This is a genomic window from Mesorhizobium sp. M0058 (assembly GCF_040323095.1).
Taxonomy (GTDB): Bacteria; Pseudomonadota; Alphaproteobacteria; order Rhizobiales; family Rhizobiaceae; genus Mesorhizobium.
On sequence record NZ_JAMYUQ010000008.1, the window covers coordinates 99,434 to 123,123 of the forward strand.

General features: G+C 63.5%; 19 protein-coding genes. 10 read left to right on the plus strand and 9 right to left on the minus strand.

Annotation, left to right across the window (positions count from 1 at the left end):
• Positions 1-28 precede the first annotated feature (28 nt).
• The 4 genes from NKJ75_RS15385 to NKJ75_RS15400 all read right to left on the minus strand — a co-directional run bounded on the left by NKJ75_RS15385 (position 29) and on the right by NKJ75_RS15400 (position 7,374).
• Entirely contained in the window at positions 29-3,193 is a 3,165-nt protein-coding gene (locus tag NKJ75_RS15385) for an efflux RND transporter permease subunit (protein WP_352499907.1), read from the minus strand.
• A gap of 65 nt (positions 3,194-3,258) precedes the next feature.
• Positions 3,259-4,437 carry an efflux RND transporter periplasmic adaptor subunit gene (locus NKJ75_RS15390; protein WP_023708563.1) on the minus strand — a complete coding sequence of 393 codons (1,179 nt, stop codon included), beginning with the start codon at positions 4,435-4,437 and terminating at the stop codon, positions 3,259-3,261.
• Positions 4,438-4,956: 519 nt separating this feature from the next.
• Positions 4,957-6,084, minus strand: a complete 1,128-nt coding sequence (locus tag NKJ75_RS15395) for a patatin-like phospholipase family protein (protein WP_352499908.1) — start codon at positions 6,082-6,084, stop codon at positions 4,957-4,959.
• A 201-nt stretch (positions 6,085-6,285) separates the two neighbouring features.
• A complete protein-coding gene (locus NKJ75_RS15400) occupies positions 6,286-7,374 on the minus strand; it encodes a citrate synthase/methylcitrate synthase (protein ID WP_352499909.1) in 1,089 nt (362 codons plus the stop codon).
• 93 nt (positions 7,375-7,467) lie between these two features.
• On the opposite strand from NKJ75_RS15400, the gene NKJ75_RS15405 reads away from it, so the two are divergent.
• Positions 7,468-8,607 carry a citrate/2-methylcitrate synthase gene (locus NKJ75_RS15405; RefSeq protein ID WP_352499910.1) on the plus strand — a complete coding sequence of 380 codons (1,140 nt, stop codon included), beginning with the start codon at positions 7,468-7,470 and terminating at the stop codon, positions 8,605-8,607.
• On the opposite strand, the gene ftrA is transcribed toward NKJ75_RS15405, so the two are convergent.
• Positions 8,604-9,596, minus strand: coding sequence for a transcriptional regulator FtrA (gene ftrA / locus NKJ75_RS15410; protein ID WP_031262537.1), 993 nt, complete (start codon positions 9,594-9,596; stop codon positions 8,604-8,606). The genes NKJ75_RS15405 and ftrA overlap by 4 nt on opposite strands.
• A gap of 89 nt (positions 9,597-9,685) precedes the next feature.
• Here ftrA and NKJ75_RS15415 point away from each other — a divergent pair, with 89 nt between their 5' ends.
• Together NKJ75_RS15415 and NKJ75_RS15420 are read left to right on the plus strand one after the other, a co-directional pair.
• On the plus strand, positions 9,686-10,105 hold the full coding sequence (locus NKJ75_RS15415) for a rhodanese-like domain-containing protein (protein WP_023702797.1): 420 nt from the start codon (positions 9,686-9,688) through the stop codon (positions 10,103-10,105).
• Positions 10,106-10,155: 50 nt separating this feature from the next.
• A complete protein-coding gene (locus NKJ75_RS15420) occupies positions 10,156-10,611 on the plus strand; it encodes a GNAT family N-acetyltransferase (RefSeq protein ID WP_031194243.1) in 456 nt (151 codons plus the stop codon).
• 45 nt (positions 10,612-10,656) lie between these two features.
• On the opposite strand, the gene phaR is transcribed toward NKJ75_RS15420, so the two are convergent.
• A complete protein-coding gene (gene phaR, locus NKJ75_RS15425; protein ID WP_023685813.1) occupies positions 10,657-11,271 on the minus strand; it encodes a polyhydroxyalkanoate synthesis repressor PhaR in 615 nt (204 codons plus the stop codon).
• Positions 11,272-11,573: 302 nt separating this feature from the next.
• Here phaR and NKJ75_RS15430 point away from each other — a divergent pair, with 302 nt between their 5' ends.
• The 6 genes from NKJ75_RS15430 (at position 11,574) to NKJ75_RS15455 (ending at position 19,878) form a co-directional block, all read left to right on the plus strand.
• Complete coding sequence (locus tag NKJ75_RS15430; protein ID WP_023673832.1) at positions 11,574-12,758, plus strand: acetyl-CoA C-acetyltransferase; 1,185 nt, start codon at positions 11,574-11,576, stop codon at positions 12,756-12,758.
• A 129-nt stretch (positions 12,759-12,887) separates the two neighbouring features.
• Positions 12,888-13,613, plus strand: coding sequence for an acetoacetyl-CoA reductase (gene phbB / locus NKJ75_RS15435; RefSeq protein ID WP_023707257.1), 726 nt, complete (start codon positions 12,888-12,890; stop codon positions 13,611-13,613).
• A gap of 695 nt (positions 13,614-14,308) precedes the next feature.
• Positions 14,309-17,815 (plus strand): helicase-related protein, encoded by a 3,507-nt coding sequence (locus tag NKJ75_RS15440; RefSeq protein WP_023737026.1) that lies wholly within the window; start codon positions 14,309-14,311, stop codon positions 17,813-17,815.
• Positions 17,816-17,890: 75 nt separating this feature from the next.
• A complete protein-coding gene (locus tag NKJ75_RS15445; RefSeq protein ID WP_023699303.1) occupies positions 17,891-18,277 on the plus strand; it encodes an RNA-binding S4 domain-containing protein in 387 nt (128 codons plus the stop codon).
• Positions 18,278-18,530: 253 nt separating this feature from the next.
• Positions 18,531-18,869, plus strand: a complete 339-nt coding sequence (gene fdxA / locus NKJ75_RS15450) for a ferredoxin FdxA (protein ID WP_013529180.1) — start codon at positions 18,531-18,533, stop codon at positions 18,867-18,869.
• Positions 18,870-19,296: 427 nt separating this feature from the next.
• Positions 19,297-19,878, plus strand: coding sequence for a CarD family transcriptional regulator (locus NKJ75_RS15455; RefSeq protein WP_023673664.1), 582 nt, complete (start codon positions 19,297-19,299; stop codon positions 19,876-19,878).
• Between the two features lie 183 nt (positions 19,879-20,061).
• Here the strand turns inward: NKJ75_RS15455 and NKJ75_RS15460 are convergent, their stop codons facing one another.
• The 3 genes from NKJ75_RS15460 to NKJ75_RS15470 all read right to left on the minus strand — a co-directional run bounded on the left by NKJ75_RS15460 (position 20,062) and on the right by NKJ75_RS15470 (position 22,417).
• Positions 20,062-20,829 (minus strand): amino acid ABC transporter ATP-binding protein, encoded by a 768-nt coding sequence (locus NKJ75_RS15460; RefSeq protein ID WP_023743355.1) that lies wholly within the window; start codon positions 20,827-20,829, stop codon positions 20,062-20,064.
• Positions 20,826-21,506 carry an amino acid ABC transporter permease gene (locus NKJ75_RS15465; RefSeq protein ID WP_023693608.1) on the minus strand — a complete coding sequence of 227 codons (681 nt, stop codon included), beginning with the start codon at positions 21,504-21,506 and terminating at the stop codon, positions 20,826-20,828. The genes NKJ75_RS15460 and NKJ75_RS15465 overlap by 4 nt, the downstream gene beginning before the upstream one ends.
• Before the next feature lie 137 nt (positions 21,507-21,643).
• Positions 21,644-22,417, minus strand: coding sequence for an amino acid ABC transporter substrate-binding protein (locus tag NKJ75_RS15470; RefSeq protein WP_023707253.1), 774 nt, complete (start codon positions 22,415-22,417; stop codon positions 21,644-21,646).
• Positions 22,418-22,814: 397 nt separating this feature from the next.
• On the opposite strand from NKJ75_RS15470, the gene NKJ75_RS15475 reads away from it, so the two are divergent.
• On the plus strand, positions 22,815-23,672 hold the full coding sequence (locus NKJ75_RS15475; RefSeq protein WP_023693606.1) for an RNA polymerase factor sigma-32: 858 nt from the start codon (positions 22,815-22,817) through the stop codon (positions 23,670-23,672).
• Positions 23,673-23,690: the final 18 nt, after the last annotated feature.

A 23,690-nucleotide genomic window follows, 5' to 3' on the forward strand; every position in this document is an offset into this window, starting at 1 on the left:
GGCCTTTTGTCCGACTGGTCGAATGCAGCTATTCCGCGGCTTTCGGGAAGGCGATTGCCGGCTCTTCGAGCGGACCCGGCCCCGTGGACGCATCCCGTTTCTTTTCGCGCCCGAACAGCCGGCGGAAGAAGGCATAGAAGCGGCTGTTCTTGCTGCGCGTGAAGATCATCAGCATCGACGGCGTCACCACCAGGGTCAGCAGGGTGGCGAAGGACAGGCCGAAGACGATGGCCGAGGACAGCGAGATCCACCATTGCGTCGACGGCGCGTTGATCGTCGTCTCGTGATGGAAGATTTCAAGGCCAAGGCCAAAGGCGATCGGCAGCACGCCGAGGATGGCCGACACCGCCGTCAGCACCACCGGACGGGCACGCTCGCGGCAGGTCTGCAGCACCGCCTCCATCTTGTCCCAGCCCTCTTCGCGCAGCCGGTCGTAGGTGTCGATGAGAACGATGTTGTTGTTCACCACCACACCGGCCAGCGCGATGACGCCGATACCCGACATGACGATGCCGAAGGCTTCGCCTGTCAGCAGCAGCCCCAGGAACACGCCGATCGTCGCCATGACCACACAGGACAGCACCAGCAGCACGCTGGTGAACTTGTTGAACTGCATCAAGAGCACCAGGAAGATCAGGAAGATCGCGGCGCCAAAAGCCTTGCCGAGGAAGGCGCTGGCTTCGGCGCTGTCCTCGTTCGAGCCGGCGAGCTTCCAGCGTATGCCGTTGTCGAGCTTCATGTCGGTGACCGCCTTGGTCACTTCCGCCTGCACCGCCGCAACCTGGTTACCGGCGGCGACGTTGGCCTGGACGACCACGGTGCGGGCGCCGTCGATGCGGTTGAGGATGCCGACCGTCGGCTCCGGCTTGCGCACGACGAAGTTCGAAATCGGCACCGAGCCTTGCGCGGTCTGCACCCGGAGCTCGTCGAGCGTCGACAGCGTGCGCCGGTCTTCGGGCAGGCGCAGGCGGATATCGACAGCATCGTCGGCGCCGGCGGGCCGGTACTCGGACAGCTTCAAGCCATTGGTCACCAATTGCACCACGGTGCCGACCGCGGTCGGGCTGATGCCGTACTGCGCCGCCTTGGCGCGGTCGACCTCGAGCGCCCAGTCGACGCCGGGCGGCGGCAGGCCGTCGGAAACGTCGATGACGCCGGGCACCTTGGCGATGCGCGCCGCGACCGCACGGGCCTGGTCGTCAAGCCCTTTTGGATCGATGGCCGAAAGCCGGAGCTGGACCGCCTTGCCTGTGGGAGGACCGGCCTCCGGCACGCGCACTTCGACATCGACGCCGGGAATGCCGGCCATGACGGTGCGCAGCTCATCCAGGATATTGTTCGCCGATTTGCGCTCGCGCCAGTCGATGAACTCATACTGGATGACGCCGACGACGTCCTCCGGCACGTCCTGTCCGCCGCCCTGCGTCTTGCCGACGCGGGTATAGACCGATTTGACGCCAGGCCAGCCAAGCAGCCGGTTTTCGGCGATCCTGGTTGCCGTATCCATTTCGGCCAGCGAGAGATTGCCGCGGGCATGCACATAGAGCAGGCCGTAATCGGGCTCGACGCTGGGGAAGAACTCGACGCCGGCGCCATATTTCGAATAGGCGAAGCCGACGCCGGTCAGCAAGACGGCGGTGAGCACCAGCACAGTAATGGGGAAGCGCACCGCCTGCTTGACCAGCGCCATGTACCAGCCGTCGCGATTGTGTTCCTCGTGATGCTCCGGCGCCTTGGCGAAAAGCGCGCCCAGCGTCGGCGCGAACACCAGCGCATAAAGCATCGAGGCCGACAGCGTGACGATCAGCGTGATCGGCATGTATTTCATGAAGTCGCCGATGATGCCGGGCCAGAACAGCAGCGGCGAAAATGCCGCGATGCGCGTCATCGTCGCGGCGATGACGGGGCCGGCCATGCGCTTGGCGGCCAGCGTGAAGGCTTCCGCCTTCGGCATGCCTTCGCCCATGCGCCGTTCGGCGAATTCGGTTACGATGATGGCGTCGTCGACCAGCATGCCGACCGCCAGGATAAGGCTGAACAGCACGATCATGTTGATCGTGTAGCCCATCATGGCAAGCAGCAGGATGCCGATCAGGAACGATGACGGAATGGCAAGCCCGATCAGCAGCGAGGCGCGGCCCGACAGCGCATAAAGGATGACGATGAACACCAGGATGACGGCGATCATCACGTGGTTCTGCAGGTCGCCCAGCAGCTGGTTGACGAAGACAGACTTGTCCTGCGTGTAGGTGATGTTCATGCCTTCCGGCATCGTCTTGACGTAGGCCTCGGACACTTCCCGCACCTTGGCCAGCGTGTCGATCAGGTTGGCGCCGATGCGCTTCTTGACTTCGATGGCGATGGCCGGCTTACCGTTGAGGCGGGTGATGGTCTCGGCGTCGGCGAAGGTCGAACGCACCGTGGCGATGTCCTTCGCCTGCACGACGGCATTGGGGCCGGCGACCACCGGCAAGGACGCGACATCCTCTGGTGTTTCGATCAGCGACGGCACCTTGACCGCGTATTTGCCTTCCGAACCCTCGATATTGCCGGCGGCGACCAGGCTGTTGGAAGCGCCGACCGCGCCGATCAGTTGGTCGAGCTGCAGGCCGTAGGAGGACAGCTTCATCGGGTCGATGACGACTTCGACAAGATCGTCGCGCGCGCCTTGTATGGTGCCCTCAAGAACGCCCGGTACTTCCTCGATGCGGTCGCGCAGTTCGCGCGCCGCCGCCGTAAGCACACGCTCGGGCACATCGCCGGACAGCGTGACGACCAGGACGGGAAACTCGGAAATGTTGACCTCGGTAACAACCGGTTCTTCTGCCGCTTGGGGAAGGTCAGCCTTCGCGTCCTGAACCTTCGAGCGTGTATCAGTCACCGCGGTGTCGACTTTTATAGACGGCAGAAACTCAAGGAAGACAAAGGCACCGCCCTGATAGGCGGATGATTTCATCTCCTTTAACCCCTTGAGACTCTTAAGCTTTGCCTCCAGAGGCCTAAGCAGAAGTCTTTCAGCGTCTTCGGGCGCGATGCCTTGATAGGCAACATTTATATAAACATAAGGGGTAGGAACGTCGGGTTCCGCTTCCTTCGGTGTCGACTGATAGGCGACCCAGCCCGCCAGCAGCAGGAAGACCAGCACCGCAATGGTCAGCCGGGCATTGTTGATCGCGAGTTTGACGATATCCATGGCCTGTTCTCAAGATTTCAGGAGCCGCATGGCGGCCGGTTGTCCCCGCCCGGGGCCACCCGGCGCTACTGCGTTGTCGCTTCGCCCAACAGTTTCTGGATGGTCGCCTGGTCGGCCTCGACCGGCTTGACGACGTCCCCTTCCTTGACGAGCTCCTGGCCGGCGACGATGACGCGGGCATCGGCGGGAATGCCGCCAAGCACGAGGCCCTTCGGCGAGTCGTCAACGAGGTCGATCGGGAAGAACACCACCTTGTTGTCCTTGTCGACGGCACGGATGCCGAGATCGCCCTTGTCGCCCAGCGTCACCACGGAGCGCGGCAACATGACGGCATCGGTCGGCTGCGCGCTGAGCGAAATCTCGGCCGTCATGCCCGCCGGCACGGAGCCATCGGCATTGGGCACGGCGATCTCGACGCGGAAGGTTCGGGTGGCCGACGAGGCGTCGCGGCTGATGTAGCGCACCGTGCCTTCGACGGTCTGGCCGCTGACCAGCCGGACAGTGGCCTTGTCGCCGAGCTTGAGATAGCCGAGGTCGCGTTCGCTGACTTCGCCGCGCGCAATCACCGGATCGAGCTTGAGGATGGTTGCCACCTCGCCGCCCTGCATGACGGAACTGCCGAGCTCCACCGGCACCCGGTCGATGACGCCGTCGAAGGGCGCCTTGACCAGATTGCGGTCGAGCTCGGCCTGCGCCGTTTCCAGCTGCGACTGCGCAGCCGTCAGATTCGAACGCGCCGTGTCGAGCTGTAGCTTGGGCAGATTGCCGGTCTTCATGAGCCGCAGCGATGCGTCGAGTTCAGCCTGGCGCTGCACGACGAGCTGCTTGGCATTGTCGACCATCGAGATCTTTTCTTCCGCCGCAAGCATCAGCACCAGATCGCCGGTCTTGACGTGATCGCCCTGCTTGACCGGCAGCTTTTCGATGACGCCGGCGACACGCGTCGCCAGCACGGCGCGCTTGTCGGCCTCGGTCAGCCCGGAAATGCGGATGGCGCGGGCATAGGTCTTGCGCGGCGGCGTCACCACCGCGACGGTGCGCAGCGGCGCCTTCGGTTCGGCCTCGGCCGCCTTGGCTGCATCCGGTGCCTTGGCCTGATCGCCCGGCTTGGCCTGATCGCCTGCCTTGCCAGCACCTTCGACAGCGGCGCTGCCGACGGACGAGAACGCGCCTGTTCCCATCCAGGCGGCGAAGCCGATGAGCACGACAATAGCGGCAAGCTTGTGAAACCTGATCTTCGGCATCATTGTTTTTCCACTGCGGGGTTCGGCCAAGTCGTTATCCAACAGGAGTCCGTCGTCTAACAGCTACCGTGTCTTCCAACTCGGGCGCGTCGCCGATATGGGTGCGCGCCAGGCCGTGTTCAATTTGCCGTGAACGGCGAAGCCGGGCTTCTACATCAAAGTAGCATCGCAATACAGTCGAAAAGTTGCAGGAACATTGTGCCAGGCGATGTAGTGTGGCCAACGGGAAACGGTTTTGTCAGCGCCCCGTCAGGCGGCGGAACCACAGTCTCGGAACCATACGGATGTTGGAGGCGCTTTGTTTTCAAGGCGTTTTGAGCACTTACATTCCCCTGTACCCGCACTAGTTTTGACGCTCAAATGTGGGCGCGCGCTGCGTCGTCGCGACTTGGATGGCAGTAGGCGTCAGTATGATTTTGTATACCGTCACACGCAACGATTGTTCCGGGACGGAAAGTCATCGGCGCTACTCCGATTTTCCGAACACTTCGCTGATCGTCTTGATCGATCCGGGCGGACTCAGGCCCGCCGGCGTTCCGCCTCCGGCTTCTTGCGGGCGGCTAGAAATTCCTTCACCCGCCGTCCCGGTGCCGGCCCGCGCACCGGTTTGAAGCCGTCATCGAGTTCGCCGGAAAGATCGAGCGTCGGCCGCTTGCCGACGGCGTCGTAATTCTCCTCCAGCCAGTCGCTCGCCGCTATGCGGCCAAGGTCGCGCAAATAGGTCAAAAAAGCCCATTCGGCGTTGACCTTGGATGACGCCGACAGATCCTTGAACGCTTCGGCATCGATGCGGTGCATGCGGATGTCGCGGTATTCGCCAGGCGGCAGCCGGCCGGCGGCGATCAGCTCCTTGACGAAGGCGATCGAGCGGAATTCGTTCAGCAGCCCGGCATTGAAGGTGATCTCGTCGATGCGGTTCTGGATTTCGTTGGCGCTTTTCGGCGTGCCCTCGCGCACCACCGGATTGATCTGCACCAGCAGCACATCCTCCGTCGCCGCCGTCTTGAAGAACGGAAACAGCGCCGGATTGCCGCCATAGCCGCCATCCCAATAGGGCACGCCCTTGATCTCGACGGCGCGGAACAATTGCGGCAGGCAGGCCGAGGCCATCACCGTGTCGAGGTCGATCTCGCCGTCGGAAAAGACGCGCAGCTGGCCGGTCTCGACATTGGTCGCCGAAATGAACAGCTCCATCGACTTGCAGGCGTGAACATTTTTGAAATCGATCTCCTGCTCGACCACGTCGCGCAGCGGGTTCAAGCCCAGCGGATTGGCGACATAGGGCGAAAACACTCGGGACATGGTGTCGAAGAAGAAATAGCCGGGCGTGTTCTCGATCGACCAGTTGCCCCAGGCGACGTCCCACGGCATGCGCTGCACCGGGCTGAAGCGGCCCTTGGCCGCCACCGCGCGCCAGAAGTCGTCGAGCTTTTGCCGTGCACCCTCGACGCCGCCGCGCACAAAACCATCGGCCAGCGCCACCGCATTCATCGCGCCGGCGCTGGTGCCGGACACGGCTGAAATGTCGAGCCTGCCATCCTCCAGCAGCCGGTCGAGTACACCCCAGGAGAAAGCCCCGTGCGAGCCGCCGCCCTGCAGCGCGATGTTGATCTTCTTCGTTTCCTCCGCCTTGCCGTTTTTGGTCATGGCGTTCCTGTTCGGTTTGGTCGCTGCTGCCTCATTCCGCCCGGAAATCGGGCGGGTTCGACGGCAGCGGACTTATATTGCAGTGCAGCATATAAGGGATGACCAAGGCAAGAACACGAACACGGTCGCGTGATCACATGAAATTTCGGTCATGAAGAAAGCCCCGCTTTGAAGGGGCTGCTCCACCGAAACAGGCGGGCCTCAGGCCACGAGGTCCGGCACCGGCCCGACATAGCGCGACTGTGGACGGATCAGCCGCCCCGTCGTCTGCTGTTCGCGCGCATGCGCGATCCAGCCGGCGACACGTCCGGCGGCAAAGACATTGCTGAACGCCTGTGGCGGAAAGCCAGCCGCCTCAAGCACAAGCGCTGTGTAAAACTCGACATTGGTCTGCAGCGAGCGCTGCGGCTTGGCGATCCGCAGCACTTCGAGCGCCGTGTGCTCGACCTGTTCGGCGAAGGCCAGGCGGCGGCCGGCTTCACCCTCGCTGCCGAGCTGCCGCACGACGGCTTTCAGTACATCGGCGCGCGGATCGCGCACGCGGTAGATACGATGGCCGAAACCCATGATGCGCTCGCCATGCGCGACCTTCTCGCGCAGCCAACCGGCCGCGTCGCCATGCGCCTGGATTGCATCGAGCATCTCGATCACCGGGCCGGGCGCGCCGCCGTGCAGCGGCCCCTTGAGCGCGCCGAGCCCGGCCAGCACCGACGATGTCAGCCCTGCCAGCGTCGATGCGACGACGCGGGTGGCAAAGGTCGAGGCGTTGAGGCCGTGATCGCACACGGTCACCAGATAGGTGTCGAGTGCCCTTGCCAGCGCCGGCGACGGGACGGATCCCTCGAGCATCCTCAGCATGTCGGCGGCATGATCGGCCTTGGCGTCAGGTGCGGTCGGCTGCTCGCCGCGCGCCAGCCGCAGCAGAGCCGGCGTCAGCACGGCGGGCGCCGCGATCAGCCGCAAGGCGTCCGTCAGCGTCTCGCCATCCGGCAGCAGCGCCATGCCGGCGCGCATGGCGCTATAGATCTCAAGCGGTGCGAGCAGCGGCAGCGAGGGCGCAAGCCGCTCGAACAGCTCGACGCGAGCCTTGCCCAGCCTCGCTGCCAGTTCGGCATCGCCGGGAAGGCCGTCGAAGAAGCCGTCGAGCAACAGGCGAACCACTTGCGCATAGCGCCAGCGTCCCGCCAATTCCGGCAGCGAATGACCGCGGATCGTCAGGCGGCCGCCAAGGCCATCGACATCGGAGAGCACGGTCTCCGCCGCCACCACATCATCGAGCCCGTTCGCCATATCTCATCTCCTTGCAGCTTTTCTGCATGGGAGATAAGGGTTAGGCTGCGCCTCGATCAATCTTGATCAATATAATCAATGTATGGGCTGAAAATGTCCGAATGGCTGTCGCGGGAAGAGGCGCTGGAAAGGCTCAAGGTCCGGCCGCAGACGCTCTACGCCTATGTCAGCCGTGGCCGCATCGGCATGCGGCCGGATGAGAGCGACCCGCGCCGCAGCCAGTACCGCGCCGACGACATCGCCGCACTGGCGACCCGCCGGGCGCGCGGCCGCAGTCCGTCGGCCATCGCCGAAAGTGCGATTGCCTGGGGCGAACCCTCGATTATCACCGCGATTTCGACTGTGCTGCACGGTCGACTGATCTATCGAGGGCAAGACGCCGTTGCGCTCTCCAAAGCGGCGACGCTGGAGGAAACCGCTGCTGTGCTCTGGGCCTCGCCTGAACCGGTGGCTTTCAAAGCTCCGTCATCTGAAGCGCCTCATCCAGTCGGCCGCGCCTCGGCCTTTGCGCAGCTTGCCATGCTTGCAGGCCACGGGCGGCCTTCGCTAGGACGCAGCGCCGCCTCGCTGTGCACCGAGGCCGCGCGCACAGTCGGAGCGCTGGCGCAGTCGCTGGGCGCCGAAACCGGCACAGCGCCCGTCCATAAGCGCCTGGCGCAGGGCTGGTCGGTGGATGATGCCGGCGCGGAAGCGATCCGCTGCGCCCTCGTCCTGCTCGCCGATCATGAACTCAACGCATCGACCTTCGCCGCCCGCGTCGCAGCGTCCACAGGCGCCTCGCCTGCCGCATGCCTGCTGGCCGGCCTGGCAACGCTGTCCGGTCCGCGCCACGGTGGCGCCGGCGAAGCGGTGATGCAACTGGCTGAAGATGCAGCAGCCCACGGCGCGGATGCGGCGATCCGGCGCTGGCTCGGCCATGATCGGCCCTTGCCGGCGTTCGGCCATCCGCTCTATCCCGACGGCGATCCCCGTGCCACCGCACTTCTGGAAGTCATCCCTGTCGACGAGACGCTGCAACAGCTGCAAAAAGGCGCCATGGCGGCGGCCGGTGCCCAGCCCAACATCGACTTCGCCCTGGCCGCACTAACGCGCGGCCTTGGCTTGCCGCGCGATGCACCGTTCAGTTTGTTCGCGCTTGGACGCAGCGTCGGCTGGGCCGCGCATATGGTCGAACAGATTGCGAGCGGCAGCATCATCAGGCCGCGTGGCCGCTATGAGGGACGCGTGACTTAAGCCGACCTGGCCGTGTTCCCGAAACGCGCACGGTACGCGACGGGCGTCGTGGCGAATTGCCGGCGGAAGTGATGCCGCAACGTGCCTGCCGCGCCAAAGCCGGCGGTCTCGGCAATCCGTTCGATCGGCATGGCGGTGTCTTCCAGCAGCGTGCGCGCCCGCGAAAGCCGTTCCGACAGCAGCCAGCGCGCCGGCGTGACGCCGGTTGCGGCCGCAAAGCGGCGCAGAAACGTCCGCTCGCTCATCCCGGCAAGCTCGGCCAAGATGGCGACGGGATAGTCGGCAGAAATATCGGCGCGCATCCTGTCGATCAACGGTCCAAGCCGGCTGCGCTCATGTGGCTCGGGTACGGAACTCTCGACATACTGCGCCTGGCCGCCGTCGCGATGCGGCGGTACCACCAGACGGCGCGCCACCATGTTTGCAGCCTTGGTGCCGAAGTCGCGCCGAACCAGATGCAGGCAAAGATCGATGCCCGCGGCACTGCCTGCCGATGTCAGCACATTGCCCTCATCAATGTACAAAACGTCCGGGATCACGGTGATGTCGGGGTACATCTCCGTCAGCTTCTCGCTGTAGCGCCAATGCGTGGTCGCCCTTTTGCCCGCAAGCAGGCCGGCGGCGGCAAGCACGAACACGCCCGAACAGATCGAAAGAATGCGAGAGCCGCGCTCGTGTGCCTTTCGAAGCGCCTCGATCAGCGCCGGCGGCACCGGAGCCTCCGTTCCGCGCCATCCCGGTACGATCACCGTGCCGGCCTGGCCGATCAGATCGATCCCGCCGTCGGCAACAATACGCACGCCGCCCAGCGCGCGCATTTCACCGCCATCGATCCCGGCAACGGCAAAACGGTACCAATCCTCACCCATTTCCGGCCGGGGCAAGGCGAAGATCTCAACCGCCACGCCAAACTCGAACGTGCACAGGCCGTCATAGGCAACGGCAACGACAAGAGGGTTGGCAGGGCGCGGATTGGCAGAGGATGGCATGATCTTGACGATATATGGCAAAGCTGCCAGCTGCAATCGCCCTGCTTCCTGTCTTATCTCTCCGTCGCATCAGCAATGGAGATACGAGGATGAGCCACGTGACAGACATTCCGGCGGCATCGCCGGATATCGCCCGCGACCATTTTCTGCGCCGGCTTTCCGTCGAGACCGACTGTTCCGACGTCGCCGCCGCACTGCGTGCCGGAGAGCCGGACTTTGTTCTCCTGCATGTGGTCGGTTCGCCGGAAGCCTATGGACGCCGCCATGTGCCGGGCGCGCTGCATCTGCCCCACCGCGAAATATCGGCCGGGCGGATGGTGCAATGGCCCGAAAGGACGCTGTTCGTCGTCTATTGCGCGGGACCGCATTGCAATGGCGCGGATCAGGCGGCCTTCAAGCTGGCCAGCCTCGGTCGTCCCGTGAAGATCATGATCGGCGGCATAACCGGTTGGCAGGACGAGGACCTTCCTTTCGCTTCAGGCAAGGAGCCCGGTGTCTTGCACGCGTGAGGCCACGCGATATGGTCGGCCTTGAAGACTGAGCAAGCATGCAGAAGGCGATGGTTAGAATTCGTCCATTCGAGCGCCAGGATGTCGGTGCGGTGCTCGCCCTCATGCGGGCGCTAGCCGTCTTCGAGGGTTATGACGACAAGCTTCGCGTCACCGAAGCGAACCTCATCGAGCACGGGCTGGGGCCATCGCCCCGGTTCGGCGTGTTGGTGGCGGAGCGAGAGGGCGTGATCGTCGGCATCGCCGTCCACTACCTCATCCCCTGGACCTACGACCTGAAGCCGGTTGTCTGGCTGAAGGAACTCTACGTCACTGAAGCGACGCGCGGCATGGGGGTCGGCCATGCGCTTGTTGAACAGCTTCGCCAACACGCTTTGAGCATTGGCGCCTCCGCCATCAAATGGACGGTGCTGAAATCCAACTCGCCGGCCAAAGCCTTCTACCGCTCGCTCGACGGCCAGCCCGACGATATCTGGGAACCGTGGCAGCTGAAAATCGACCCGTGACAGCCGCCTCGACCAACTGAGGGCGGTCGACCATGCGGCGGTCGCTTACGACATGGTGTCAAGCTTGCGCTGCATGGCGGCGATCTGTTGCTTCAGTTCCTGAAGGTCGTCGCCGCTCTTTTCCGGGACATCCTTGCGGGCCGGCTCGGGTGCAGCCGCGGCCGCAGCATTTGTGGCGGCGGTCGGGAAGGGCGTGAACAGGCGCATCGCGTTCTGGAACATTTCCATGTTGCGGCGTGTCTGCTCTTCCAGCGCCTTGATCGGCGTGGCGATCTTCATCACATCCAGCGGCGACTTGCCGATCGCGCCCTTCATCTGCTCGCGGAACCGCTCCTGTTCCTTGGAGAAGGCCATCATCGACTGTTCGAGGAAGCTCGGCACGATCTGCTGCATCTGGTCGCCATAGAAAGCGATCAACTGGCGCAGGAACGGGATCGGCAGCATGTTCTGCCCATCCTTGTTCTCCAGTTCGAAGATGATCTGCGTCAGCACCGGATGGGTAATGTCGTCACCGGTCTTGGCGTCCTGGACGGTGAACTCCTCGCCCTTCTTGACCATCTCGGCCAGATCCTCGAGCGTCACATAGGTGCTGGTGCCGGTATTGTAGAGCCGGCGATTGGCATATTTCTTGATAATGATAGGGTCGTCTTTCGCGGCCATCAGCATCCTCCCGGGACACCGGCGCGCCTGAGTAAGCCGCCGGTAACGATTGCGCCATTTTTAAGGATATGCGCAAAAGCTCTATAATTCCAAGCGCTTTGTGCAGTGCGGCATCATTTATTGCTGCATGGCCGGCCAATTATGCTGCGCAGCAAAGGTTGGGCGATCGCGCCGGCCGCTCGCGCCCTGCTTGCGGCGCTTGGCCGGCATGCCCATTTCCGGTTTGACTTGGGGTGTGGAACGGGCAAGAAAAGTCCCAACAAGCCCCCAAGAACACGACACCTCGAAGTCTGGAGAGAAAAATGTCCGCTTCCAATTCAATCGTCGTTGCCAGCGCCGCACGCACGGCTGTCGGCTCCTTCAACGGCGCCTTCGCCGCCACCCCGGCGCATGAACTTGGCGCCGTCGTCATCAGGGAGCTTTTGGCGCGCGCCGGCGTCGAGCCGGGCGAAGTCGACGAGGTCATTCTCGGCCAGGTGCTGACCGCCGCGCAGGGCCAGAACCCCGCCCGCCAGGCGTCGATCAATGCCGGCCTGCCCAAGGAGACCACCGCCTGGGGGCTCAACCAGGTTTGCGGCTCTGGCCTGCGCGCCATCGCGCTCGGCATGCAGCAGATCGCCGCCGGCGACGCCACTGTGATCATCGCCGGCGGCCAGGAATCGATGTCGCTGTCGCCGCACGCCGAGCACCTGCGCGCCGGCGTCAAGATGGGCGACTACAAGATGATCGACACCATGATCAAGGACGGGTTGTGGGACGCCTTCAACGGCTACCACATGGGCAACACCGCCGAGAACGTCGCCCGCCAGTTCCAGATCACCCGCGACGACCAGGACCAGTTTGCGCTCGCCTCGCAAAACAAGGCCGAGGCCGCGCAGAAGGCCGGCAAGTTCAAGGACGAGATCGTCGCCTTCACGATCAAGGGCAGGAAGGGCGACACTGTCGTCGACCAGGACGAGTACATCCGCCACGGCGCCACCATCGACGCCATGTCCAAGCTGAAGCCGGCTTTCGACAAGGACGGCACCGTGACCGCCGCCAACGCGTCGGGCATCAATGACGGCGCCGCCGGCGCGCTGCTGATGAGCGAGGCTGAAGCCACAAGGCGCGGCATCACCCCGCTGGTGCGCATCGCATCCTGGGCGACGGCTGGCGTCGATCCGGCAATCATGGGCACCGGACCTATACCCGCGTCGAAGCGGGCGCTCGAGAAGGCCGGCTGGTCGGTCAAGGACCTCGACCTTGTCGAGGCCAATGAAGCCTTCGCCGCGCAGGCCTGCGCCGTCAACAAGGGCATGGGCTGGGATACGTCGATCGTCAACGTCAATGGCGGCGCCATCGCCATCGGCCATCCGATCGGCGCGTCGGGCGCCCGCGTCTTCAACACGCTGGTTTTCGAGATGCGCCGCCGCGGCGCCAAGAAAGGCCTTGCCACGCTGTGCATCGGCGGCGGCATGGGCGTCGCTCTGTGCGTGGAAGCGCTGTGAAAGAGAAGTGAGTAGTGAATAGGGAGTAGTGAATGGGGAAGAAGGAGCAGCGCGGCGGGATATCGATCCCTACTCGCTACTCCCTATTCCCTATTCCCTTCTTCCGACCAAAGGGAGGAAGAACTTTCAATGACCAAAGTAGCGCTCGTCACCGGTGGATCGCGCGGCATCGGCGCCGCCATATCGATCGGCCTGAAGAATGCCGGTTACACCGTTGCAGCCAACTATGCCGGCAATGACGAGGCAGCGGGGAAGTTCAGCGCACAAACCGGCATCAAGGCCTACAAATGGTCGGTCGCCGACTACGACGCCTGTGCCGCCGGAATCAAACAGGTCGAGGCCGATCTCGGCCCGGTCTCGGTGCTGGTCAACAATGCCGGCATTACCCGTGACGCCATGTTCCACAAGCTGACGCGCGAGCAGTGGAAGGAAGTCATCGACACCAATCTGTCTGGGGTCTTCAACATGACGCATCCGCTGTGGGGCGGCATGCGCGACCGCAAATTCGGCCGCGTCATCACCATCTCCTCCATCAACGGCCAGAAAGGCCAGGCCGGCCAGGTCAACTATTCCGCCGCAAAGGCCGGCGACATCGGCTTCTCGAAGGCGCTGGCGCAGGAGGGCGCGCGCGCGGGCATCACAGTCAATGTCATCTGCCCCGGCTACATCGCCACCGAGATGGTCAAGGCGATCGACGAGAAGGTGCTGAATGAACGCATCATTCCGCAGATCCCGGTCGGCCGCCTCGGCGAACCGGAAGAGATCGCGCGTTGCGTCGTCTTCCTCGCCTCTGAGGACGCCGGTTTCATCACCGGCTCGACCATCACCGCCAATGGCGGCCAGTACTTCGTCTGAACGACAGCAATTTCGCCCGGTAGGACGGGCCGCCTTATGGCCCGTTTTTCATCGCCGGCCGGCGATGTTCCCCGGGCTGCGCGCGAGACATTGACCCGTTCCGGCACGCAAAGATTAACGATTTTTAGGCGCCCTGTGCAAAACCCGGTTCGCAAGCTGTGAATTCTCGGTGGACAAGCTGTGGATAACACAAGATGTTGGGGTGAACAAACCAGGAAAATCCCGCCATCGCTGATTCGTCACCCATTCGTTCCGGCTTTGAGCGGAACGTTAACGACCAAGGCCGAATACCACCGGAAAATGGTTAAGGCCGATTAAGAAAATTCAGCAATTTCATAATGTTGGCCGAGGCGTATCGGATCACGACGATGCCCGGCCGGCAAAGGTTAACGCCAATGGTCGCCTTGCAGGAATCGGGCCAGTTTCCGCGATTCAGCATATGGTGAGACTCAGGCTCGCAAAATCCACATGTAGCCGTGAACAAAAGCTGAATCTGCCGGAGTCACTGATTCGTCTCCGATTCGTTCCAGACTCGTTCCAACTGTTAATTGAGACCTCAACGACGAACCGTGGGACTGCCGGCCGGAACATTCCGCTTTCGCTTCGCGCCTGAAATCCCTATGTGTCGCCTGTCATACGCGCCACGCGAGGCGCGCTCCCGACAACACGATGCAGAAAGCCTCATCTCCAGGCCGATGAACATCCAGCCGAAACACACCGAGCCGCTGATCCTGTCGGGCCGCGACGTGACTGCCGTGCTGGGTCCGACCAACACCGGCAAGACCCATCTCGCCATCGAGCGCATGGTGGCGCATGAGAGCGGCATTATCGGGCTGCCGCTCCGCCTTCTGGCGCGCGAGGTCTATGCCCGCGTCTGCGAAAAGGTCGGCGCCCACAAGGTGGCGCTCATCACCGGCGAGGAAAAAATCCAGCCGCCCGGCGCGAAATATTCGGTCTGCACCGTCGAAGCCATGCCGCGCGAGACCGACGTTGCCTTCGTCGCCATCGACGAGGTGCAGCTCGCCGGCGACCTCGAGCGCGGCCATATCTTCACCGACCGAATCCTGCACCTGCGCGGGCGCCAGGAAACGCTGCTGCTCGGCGCGGCCACCATGCATGGCATCCTGCAAAAGCTGCTGAGAGGCGTCTCGGTGGTGACGCGCCCTCGCCTGTCGCACCTGGCCTATGCCGGTTCGAAGAAATTGACCCGCCTGCCGCGGCGTACGGCGATCGTCGCTTTCTCCGCCGACGAGGTCTATGCCATCGCTGAGCTGATCCGCCGCCAGCAAGGAGGAGCGGCGGTCGTGCTCGGCGCGCTGTCGCCCCGCACCCGCAATGCCCAGGTGGCAATGTTCCAGGCAGGGGACGTCGACTATCTCGTCGCCACCGACGCCATCGGCATGGGGCTCAACCTTGATCTCGATCATGTCGCCTTCGCCCAGAACCGCAAATTCGACGGCTACCAGTACCGCAACCTGACGGCGGCCGAGCTCGGCCAGATCGCCGGCCGCGCCGGCCGGCATCTGCGCGACGGCACCTTCGGCGTCACCGGCCAGGTCGATCCGCTGGACGAGGAACTGGTCAAGCGCATCGAGGGGCACGAGTTCGATCCGGTGAAGGTGCTGCAATGGCGCACCGCGCATTTCGACTTCGCCAGCCTCGACGCGCTGAAGCGCTCGATCGAGGCCAACGCGCCGGTCGAAGGCCTGACGCGCGCGCTGCCGGCGGTCGATGCGCAGGCGCTCGAACATCTCTCCCGCGACGAGGACATCCGCGCGCTGGCTACCAATGCCAAGCGCGTCGCGCTGCTGTGGGAAGCCTGCGCGTTGCCGGACTACCGCAAGATCGCGCCGGCCCAGCACTCCGACCTGATCGCTTCTATCTACACCGACCTCGCCAAACACGGCCATGTCGACGAGAACTACATGGCCGAGCAGGTGCGCCGCGCCGATACGACCGAGGGGGACATCGACACGCTGTCGCACCGCATTGCGCAGATCCGCACCTGGACATTCGTGTCCAACCGGCCGGGCTGGCTGGCCGATCAGGCACACTGGCGGGAAAAGACGCGCGAAATCGAAGACAGATTGTCGGATGCGCTGCATGAGCGGTTGACGAAACGGTTTGTAGACCGCAGGACTTCCGTCCTCATGCGGCGCCTTAGAGAAAATACAATGCCTGAAGCCGAAATCAGTCCTACCGGAACCGTCCTTGTCGAAGGCCATCATGTCGGCGAGTTGCAAGGGTTCCGCTTCACCGCCGACCAGAGCGCCGGCGGCGAAGACGCCAAGGCCGTGCGTACGGCAGCGCAAAAAGCGCTGGCCGCCGAGTTCGAGGCGCGTGCCGAACGCTTCGGCGCCTGCGCCAATGGCGACCTTGCGCTCGGCTCCGACGGCACGCTGCGCTGGATCGGCGCGCCGATCGGCACGCTGGTTGCCGGCGAGGACGCGCTGAAGCCGCGCCTGGTGCTTTTGGCCGACGAGCAGTTGACCGGCCCCGCCCGAGACAAGGTCGCCGCGCGCGCCGAGCGTTTCGTCAATTTCCAGATCGAATCCTTGCTGAAGCCGCTGGTCGACTTGAAGAATGCCGAGCAGATCGCCGGCATCGGCCGTGGCATCGCCTTCCAGCTCGTCGAGCATTTCGGCCTCATCAACCGCCGCGACATCGCCGAGGAAATGAAGTCGCTCGACCAGGAGGGTCGCGCCGCCTTGCGCCGGCTCGGTGTGCGCTTCGGCGCCTACCACGTCTTCGTGCCGGCGCTGATCAAGCCGGCGCCCGCCGGACTGATTACGCTGTTGTGGGCGCTGAAGAACGACGGCAAGGACAAGCCCGGCTTTGGCGACGTGGTGCACGCGCTGGCCTCCGGCCGCACATCGGTGGTCATCGACCCGGCCTTCGACAAGAGCTTCTACAGGCTCGCCGGCTACCGCAATCTCGGGCGCCGCGCCGTGCGCATCGACATTCTGGAACGGCTGGCCGACCTGATCCGGCCTGCGACCAACTGGAAGCCCGGTCTGGGACAGCGCCCCGACGGCGCTTATGACGGCCAGTCCTTCATGGTGACGCCGCCGATGATGTCCATCCTCGGCGCCACCGCCGACGACATGGAAGAGATCCTGAAAGGTCTCGGCTATCGCGCCGAGCCGAAGCCGCCCGCAGAGGTGAAGGCGCGGCTGGAAGCGCAGGACAATGCCGCGCGCGAAGCCGCGGCGGCAAAGCTGGCGGAAGCGGCAGCGAAGGCCGAGCAGGCCCAGACGGCGGAAGCCGCTGCAGGCGAAGCTGTCGCTGAAGCGCCGACCGACAGTTCGGAGCCGGATGCGGCTTCCGCCACTGAGGTTGCGGCTGAGGAGCCCGTTGCCGAAGTCGCATCGGAGGCTGTTGCAGACGCTCAGCCGGAAGCGCCTGCCGAGGGTTCGGAGCCAGCTGCGGCCGTTGAAGCTACCGCCGAGGTCCCAGCCATCGACGAAACAACTGCAGAGCCTGCAGCGCAAGAACACGCTCCGGCCGTTGCAGAGGCTGACGACACTGTCACCGAAAGCGCCGACGCTTTTACCTCCCCCTCGATGGGGGAGGTCGCGGCGCGAAGCGACGCGGGTGGGGGTGACAGCGCTGACGAAACCGATAGTGCAGACCGCGTAGCCGATGCAGGCGCAACCGCCGACGCCGGCGCTGCCCCCACCCCGGCGCTGCGCGCCGACCCTCCCCACGAGGGGGAGGGTGGAAGCGCTGAGCCTGTCCCCGAGGCCGAAGCGCCAAAGCCCATCTTGCTGTGGCGGCAGGGTCGTTTCGAGCAGCGCCCGCGCCATCGTCAAGGCCGGGACAATCGCCCGCGTAACGGCCAGGCTGCCCGCGCCGATGCGCCGGCCGACGCTGCCGGCGGACAGCCGGCAACGGGCGAGCGGCCGGCCTATCAGGGCCGGCGCGACCAGCGCGACGGTGCCGCCAAGCCACGTTTCGACCGTTCGAAGTTCAAGCCCAAGCCGCAGGCCGAGGGCGAACAGCGCCGCGACGGCAAGCCGCAAGGCGAGCGTCCGCGCGAGGGCCGGCCTGACTGGAAAGGCGGCAGGCCGGAAGGCAAAGGCGGACCGCAAGGCGCCAAGCCGGCCTTCCAGGCCAAGCCACGCGAAGAACGGCCGGTGCGCTTCGATCCGGACTCGCCCTTCGCCAAGCTCGCCGCCTTGCGCGACCAGCTGAAGAAGTAAGCTCTGAGCATGATCCCGAAAAGTGGAACCGGTTTTCGGACAAGATCATGCTCCAACAAGAAATAACTCGCTGCGATGGTTGCTGAAGGTCGTCAGCGCATCGACAAGTGGCTGTTCTTTTCGCGCGCGATAAAATCGCGCTCGCTGGCGGCCAAGCTGGTTGTCGCGGGACGCGTCCGCATCAACAGCGACAAAGCAGCGCAGGCCTCCGATCTGGTCAAGCCTGGCGACGTTTTGACCATTACGCACGAGCGCCGTATTTTCATTTGGAAGGTGCTTGGCACCGGCGTGCGGCGCGGTCCGGCCGAGGAAGCGCGCACGCTCTACGAGGACATGTCCCCGCCGCCGGTCCCAAAAGGCGAGGCTGTTGCCGATGCCATTCCGGCGCTGCGCGACGCCGGCAGCGGCCGGCCGACCAAGAAAGAGCGCAGGCAAACCGACCGGCTGTTCGGCGAAGACTGAAGCCTTGGCCGTCTGCGCCATGCCGGCGGTCTGGAATTTCATTCCGGACACGCGGGCCCCGCCTGCAATGGCTGCCCTTGCAAGCGGCAGGCAAAGGCGTTACCTCACCAAAAAAGCCGCCGCATCGGCGCGAAAATCGGAAATCGATTTTTCGGAAGGCACGATGCGCAGATTCAAAGTGTTAGAGCGTACTTTGTGCGTCCAAGTGGACGCACGTCGCTCTAGCAAGAACGGGACGTCCCGGAGCCGACCAATGACCTATGTCGTGACCGACAACTGCATCAAATGCAAGTACATGGACTGCATCGAGGTCTGTCCGGTCGACTGCTTTTACGAGGGCGAGAACATGCTTGTCATACATCCCGACGAGTGCATCGACTGCGGCGTCTGCGAACCGGAATGCCCGGCCGATGCAATCAAGCCCGACACCGAGCCGGGCCTCGACAAATGGCTGCAGGTCAACACCGAATACGCCGAGAAATGGCCCAACATCACCGCCAAGAAGGAGCCTCCGGCAGATGCCAAGAGCTTCGACGGCGAGGCCGGCAAGTTCGAGAAATATTTCTCCGCCGAGCCCGGCGAAGGCGATTGAGCGCATGACCCTGGAATCGGAATCGATTTCGGAAAGGGTGATGCGCAAAGAAAAAAAGTGCGGCCTATTGGATCGTCATAACGCTGCGTAACGCGCATCATACATTAACTGCCTTGACAGGCGGCGATGTCGCTCGACCTTCGCGTTTGCAGCAAAACCTTGATTCTTCCGACTTTTTGTGCTACACCAGTTGAAACATGCCGGTGACACAACGTCGATTTATGGCGCAAGCGCCCCAAATCACTGAAAGGTGAAATCCCCAATCGGACCAGAGCGATCTGGGCCAGGCAGTCGCTATGTATGCGGTTTGCCGGTCCCGGCTTTTTCCGATGGGTTCATCTTGTTGTGCGGCTAACGATCGGTGTCCCCGGTCGCATGCGTTCGGACCGGCAGGCCGCCGGTGCCACAACAAGGAGTTCAGGGCGTAATGGCAACGATCACCCCGCAGAAGAAGTCCACCTCGGCACGCCACGGTTTCAAGACCGGCGAGTACATCGTCTATCCGGCACACGGCGTCGGCCAGATCGTCTCGATCGACGAGCAGGAAGTTGCGGGCCACAAGCTGGAACTGTTCGTCATCGACTTCCAGAAGGACAAGATGCGCCTGAAGGTTCCGGTCGCCAAGGCGACCTCCATCGGCATGCGCAAGCTGTCGGAAGAGGATTATGTCGAGCGCGCGCTGAAGGTCGTGCAGGGCCGCGCCCGCGTCAAGCGCACCATGTGGTCGCGCCGTGCGCAGGAGTATGATGCCAAGATCAATTCGGGCGACCTGATCTCGATCTCGGAAGTCGTGCGCGACCTCTACCGTGCCGACAACCAGCCGGAACAGTCCTATTCCGAGCGTCAGCTCTATGAGGCGGCACTCGACCGCATGGCGCGCGAGATCGCGGCAGTCAACCGCATGTCGGAAACCGAAGCCGTGCGCCTGATCGAGGTCAACCTCAACAAGGGCCCGAAGCGCGGCGCCAAGGCCGACAATGAGGAAGCCGAGCAGGAAGAAGCTGCCTGATCGCTTTCACCGTCGAATTCATGAAAAACCCGGCCTTGTGACGGGTTTTTGTTTTTACCCTCCCCTTGTAAGGACGTGCGAGACCCGCGGCTCGCCCAGGCAGGTCGCTGCGAAGCAGCGAGGATGGGGACGACCCGCCCCGGACCTTCCGTCCGACCTCCCCACAAGGGGGAGGTAGAAGGCTCAGCCGCCGGCTTCCTTCTCCGCCTCCTGCTTCAGCGTCGCGATAAAACGCTTGGTCCGTTCCCGCTCCGGATTGCTGAACACCACGGTGGACGGCCCCTTCTCGACGACGACACCAGCATCGAGGAACACCACCTCCTGCGCGATCTTGGAGGCAAGGCGAAGGTCGTGCGTGGCCATCACCATGGTGGTGCCTTCGCTGGCGAGCTTTCCGAGCACGTCGACCACTTCCTGCGCCAGTTCCGGATCGAGCGCCGAGGTCGGCTCGTCGCAGAGCAGAACCTTGGGCGACGGCGCCAGGGCGCGGGCGATGGCCACACGCTGCTGCTGGCCGCCCGACAGCGTTGCCGGCCAATCGTCCGCCTTGTGCGCCATGCCGACCTTCTCGAGCAGCGCCAGTGCCCGCTCGCGCGCCTTTGCCGTCGGCCATTTCAGCACCGTCACCAGGCCTTCCATGACGTTCTCGATCGCGGTGCGATGCGGGAACAGCTGGAAATTCTGGAACACCATGCCGGTCTGCAGCCGCAGGCGCTGGATGTCGCGGCTGGGGATCTTGACGCCGGGACGGAATTCCAGCGTCTCGTCGCCGATGCGCACCATGCCCGAGGTCGGGATCTCCAACAGGTTGATGCAGCGCAGCAGTGTGCTCTTGCCGCCGCCGGAGGGGCCGACAAGCGCAGTGACGCTGCCTTCGGCAATGGTGACAGTCACGCCCTTCAGCACCAGATTGTCGCCGAAGCGCTTTTCGATATCGGTGAGGCCGATCATGAGCGCGCCTCCAGGAAGCCGCCATAGCGGTTGAGCCGCTCCTCCAGCCGCGTCTGCAAGGCCGAAAGCACCGAGCTCATCGCCAGATAAAGGATCGCCGCCTCGACATAGAGGATCAGCGGTTCATAGGTGGTGGCGACGATGCGCTGCGCCGCCTGGAACATCTCCGGCACGGTGATGGCGGCGGCCAGCGACGTATCCTTGACCAGCGAGATGAAGGTGTTGGACAGCGGCGGCACGGCGACGCGGCCGGCTTGCGGCAGGATGGTGCGCCGCATCGCCTGGCTCCAGGTCATGCCGATCGAATAGGCCGCTTCCCACTGGCCCTTCGGCACCGAGCCGATCACGGCGCGGATAATTTCCGAACTGTAGGCGCCTATGTTGAGGGTGAAGCCAATCAGCGCCGCCGGAAAAGCATCCAGCAATATGCCGACCGAAGGCAGGCCGTAAAAGATCAGGAACAGCTGCACCAGAAGCGGCGTGCCGCGAAAGATCCAGACATAGAAGCGGACCACGGCAACCAGAGGCTTGGGGCCGAACAGCCGCACCAGGGCGACAACCAGGCCGACGAACAGGCCGAGTGCGAACGATAGCAATGTCAGCGGTACGGTGAAGATCAACGCCGCCCACAGCAGTGTCGGCAACGAGTCCAGCATCAGGTGTAGCCAGTGCGGCACGAACGGCTCCTCCTTCACAGACCGCCGCGGTGACGGCAGTGCGATTGTGTGCTTCTCATATCATGCGAAAAACGGCGAGCCGTCAAAGACGGCCCGCCGCTATTTGTCATTGCCGGCAAACCGCCGGGAGATGGTCTTTACTGCGAGACATCCTGGCCGAAATAAGTATCGGCGATCCTCTTGTAGGTGCCGTCGGCCTTGATGTCGGCCAGCGCCTTGTTGATCGCCGCGACCAGCTCCGGATCACCCTTGCGCACGATGACGCCGGAATAGTCGGCGTTCTCTTCCTGCGCGGCGATCTTCACATTGGCGTCCGGCTTGTGCTTCTTGAAGTCGAGGAAAGACAGGCTGTCATTGATGGTGGCGTCGGCGCGGCCGGTGAGCAGCAGCTGGATCGACTGGTCGAAGCCGTCGGTGCCGACGAGTTCGGCGCCGTTGGTCTCGGCGAGCTTGCCGAAATTCGATGTCAACGACTGTGCCGACTTCTTGCCCTTGAGGTCGGCGAAGGTCTTGATGTCGGTGTTGTCGCCGCGCACGATCAGCACGGCCTTGGAGGCGATGTAAGGATCGGAGAAATCGTACTTGGCCTTGCGCGCGTCGGTGATGCCGACCTCGTTGATCACGGCGTCGTAGCGGTTGGCGTCGAGGCCGGCGATCAGCCCGTCCCATTTGCCTTCGAGGAACTCGACCTTGACGCCGAGCTTGTCGCCGATCGCCTTGGCGATCTCGACGTCGAAGCCGACCAGCGCGCCGGAAGCATCATGATAGGTGAAGGGCGCATAGGTGCCTTCGGTGCCGACTTTGAGGGTGCCGGCCTGCTTGATCTGGTCAAGATTGGCGCCGGCATGGCCTGATGTAACAGCCAGAACCTGAAGCGTTCCGGCGACGATGAGCGAATTGAGCCATTTCATTTCTGTGTGATCCCGTCCTTGGCCGGTGTCCGGCGCTTGTGAGAGCCGGAAACTGACAGATACAGCGCAGCAAAATAAGGAACCAGATTTCAAAAAAACGGCGATCCAGAAATCAGATTCTCACAGCAGCTCGGATCGGTGCCAATAGTCCCGATCTGCGGTGTCGATGCGCCCTGTCGGACCGCACAAAACAACCGCCCTCGGCGGCGGAACCAATCCCCGGTATGGCACGTTCATGGCTTGTTGTAGGGCGCCGCGTTTCCATTTCAAGAACCCTTGGCTGCGCTAGGCCCGAAGCAATTCCAGGAAAGTGGGAAAGCGGTTTCCTTCGGAATTGCGTCAAACAGAGATAACGGCCGCCAGGTCGTCCGAAAATGTCCGGGAGCAGGAGCGCGGCATGATCGAAGACACGGCAGGACGGACCATGGTCCGCACGGCAATGAAAGCCCCTTACCTCGAGCGCGATGAGGAACATGTTCTCGCCTTGCGCTGGAAGGAAGACCAGGATCAGCAGGCGCTGCATCAGATTACCGTCGCCCATATGCGGCTGGTCATCTCCATGGCTTCGAAATTCCGACATTACGGCCTGCCGCTCGGCGATCTGGTCCAGGAGGGCCATGTCGGGCTGCTGGAAGCAGCCGCGCGTTTCGAGCCGGAGCGCGAGGTGCGCTTCTCGACCTATGCGACATGGTGGATCCGCGCTTCGATGCAGGACTACATCCTGCGCAACTGGTCGATCGTTCGCGGCGGCACCTCTTCGGCGCAAAAGGCGCTGTTCTTCAACCTGCGGCGCCTGCGCGCCCGTCTTGCCAATGGCGCCGAGCCGATCTCCAACGCCACGCTTTACCGCGAAGTCTCGGTAGCCCTCGGCGTCTCCGAGGCCGATGTCGAGAAGATGGATTCCAGGCTTTCAGCACCTGACTCTTCGCTCAACGCACCGCTCGCCGATGAGGCCGGTACCACCGAGCGGATGGACTTCCTGATTTCGGACGATCCATTGCCTGACGAGGTCGCCGGCGACACCATCGACGTCGAACGGCGCCTGATGTGGCTGAAGACGGCGCTCCGCGCGCTCAATGCCCGCGAACTCAGGATCATCGAGGAGCGTCGGCTGACAGACGAAGGTGCGACGCTTGAGGCGCTCGGCGAGACGCTCGGCATTTCCAAGGAGCGTGTCCGCCAGATCGAAGCCCGCGCCATGGAAAAGCTCAAGCTCGCGCTGGTCAAGCAGAACCCCGAATTCATGGCAGCGTGAGATTGCCAGGAACAGGGG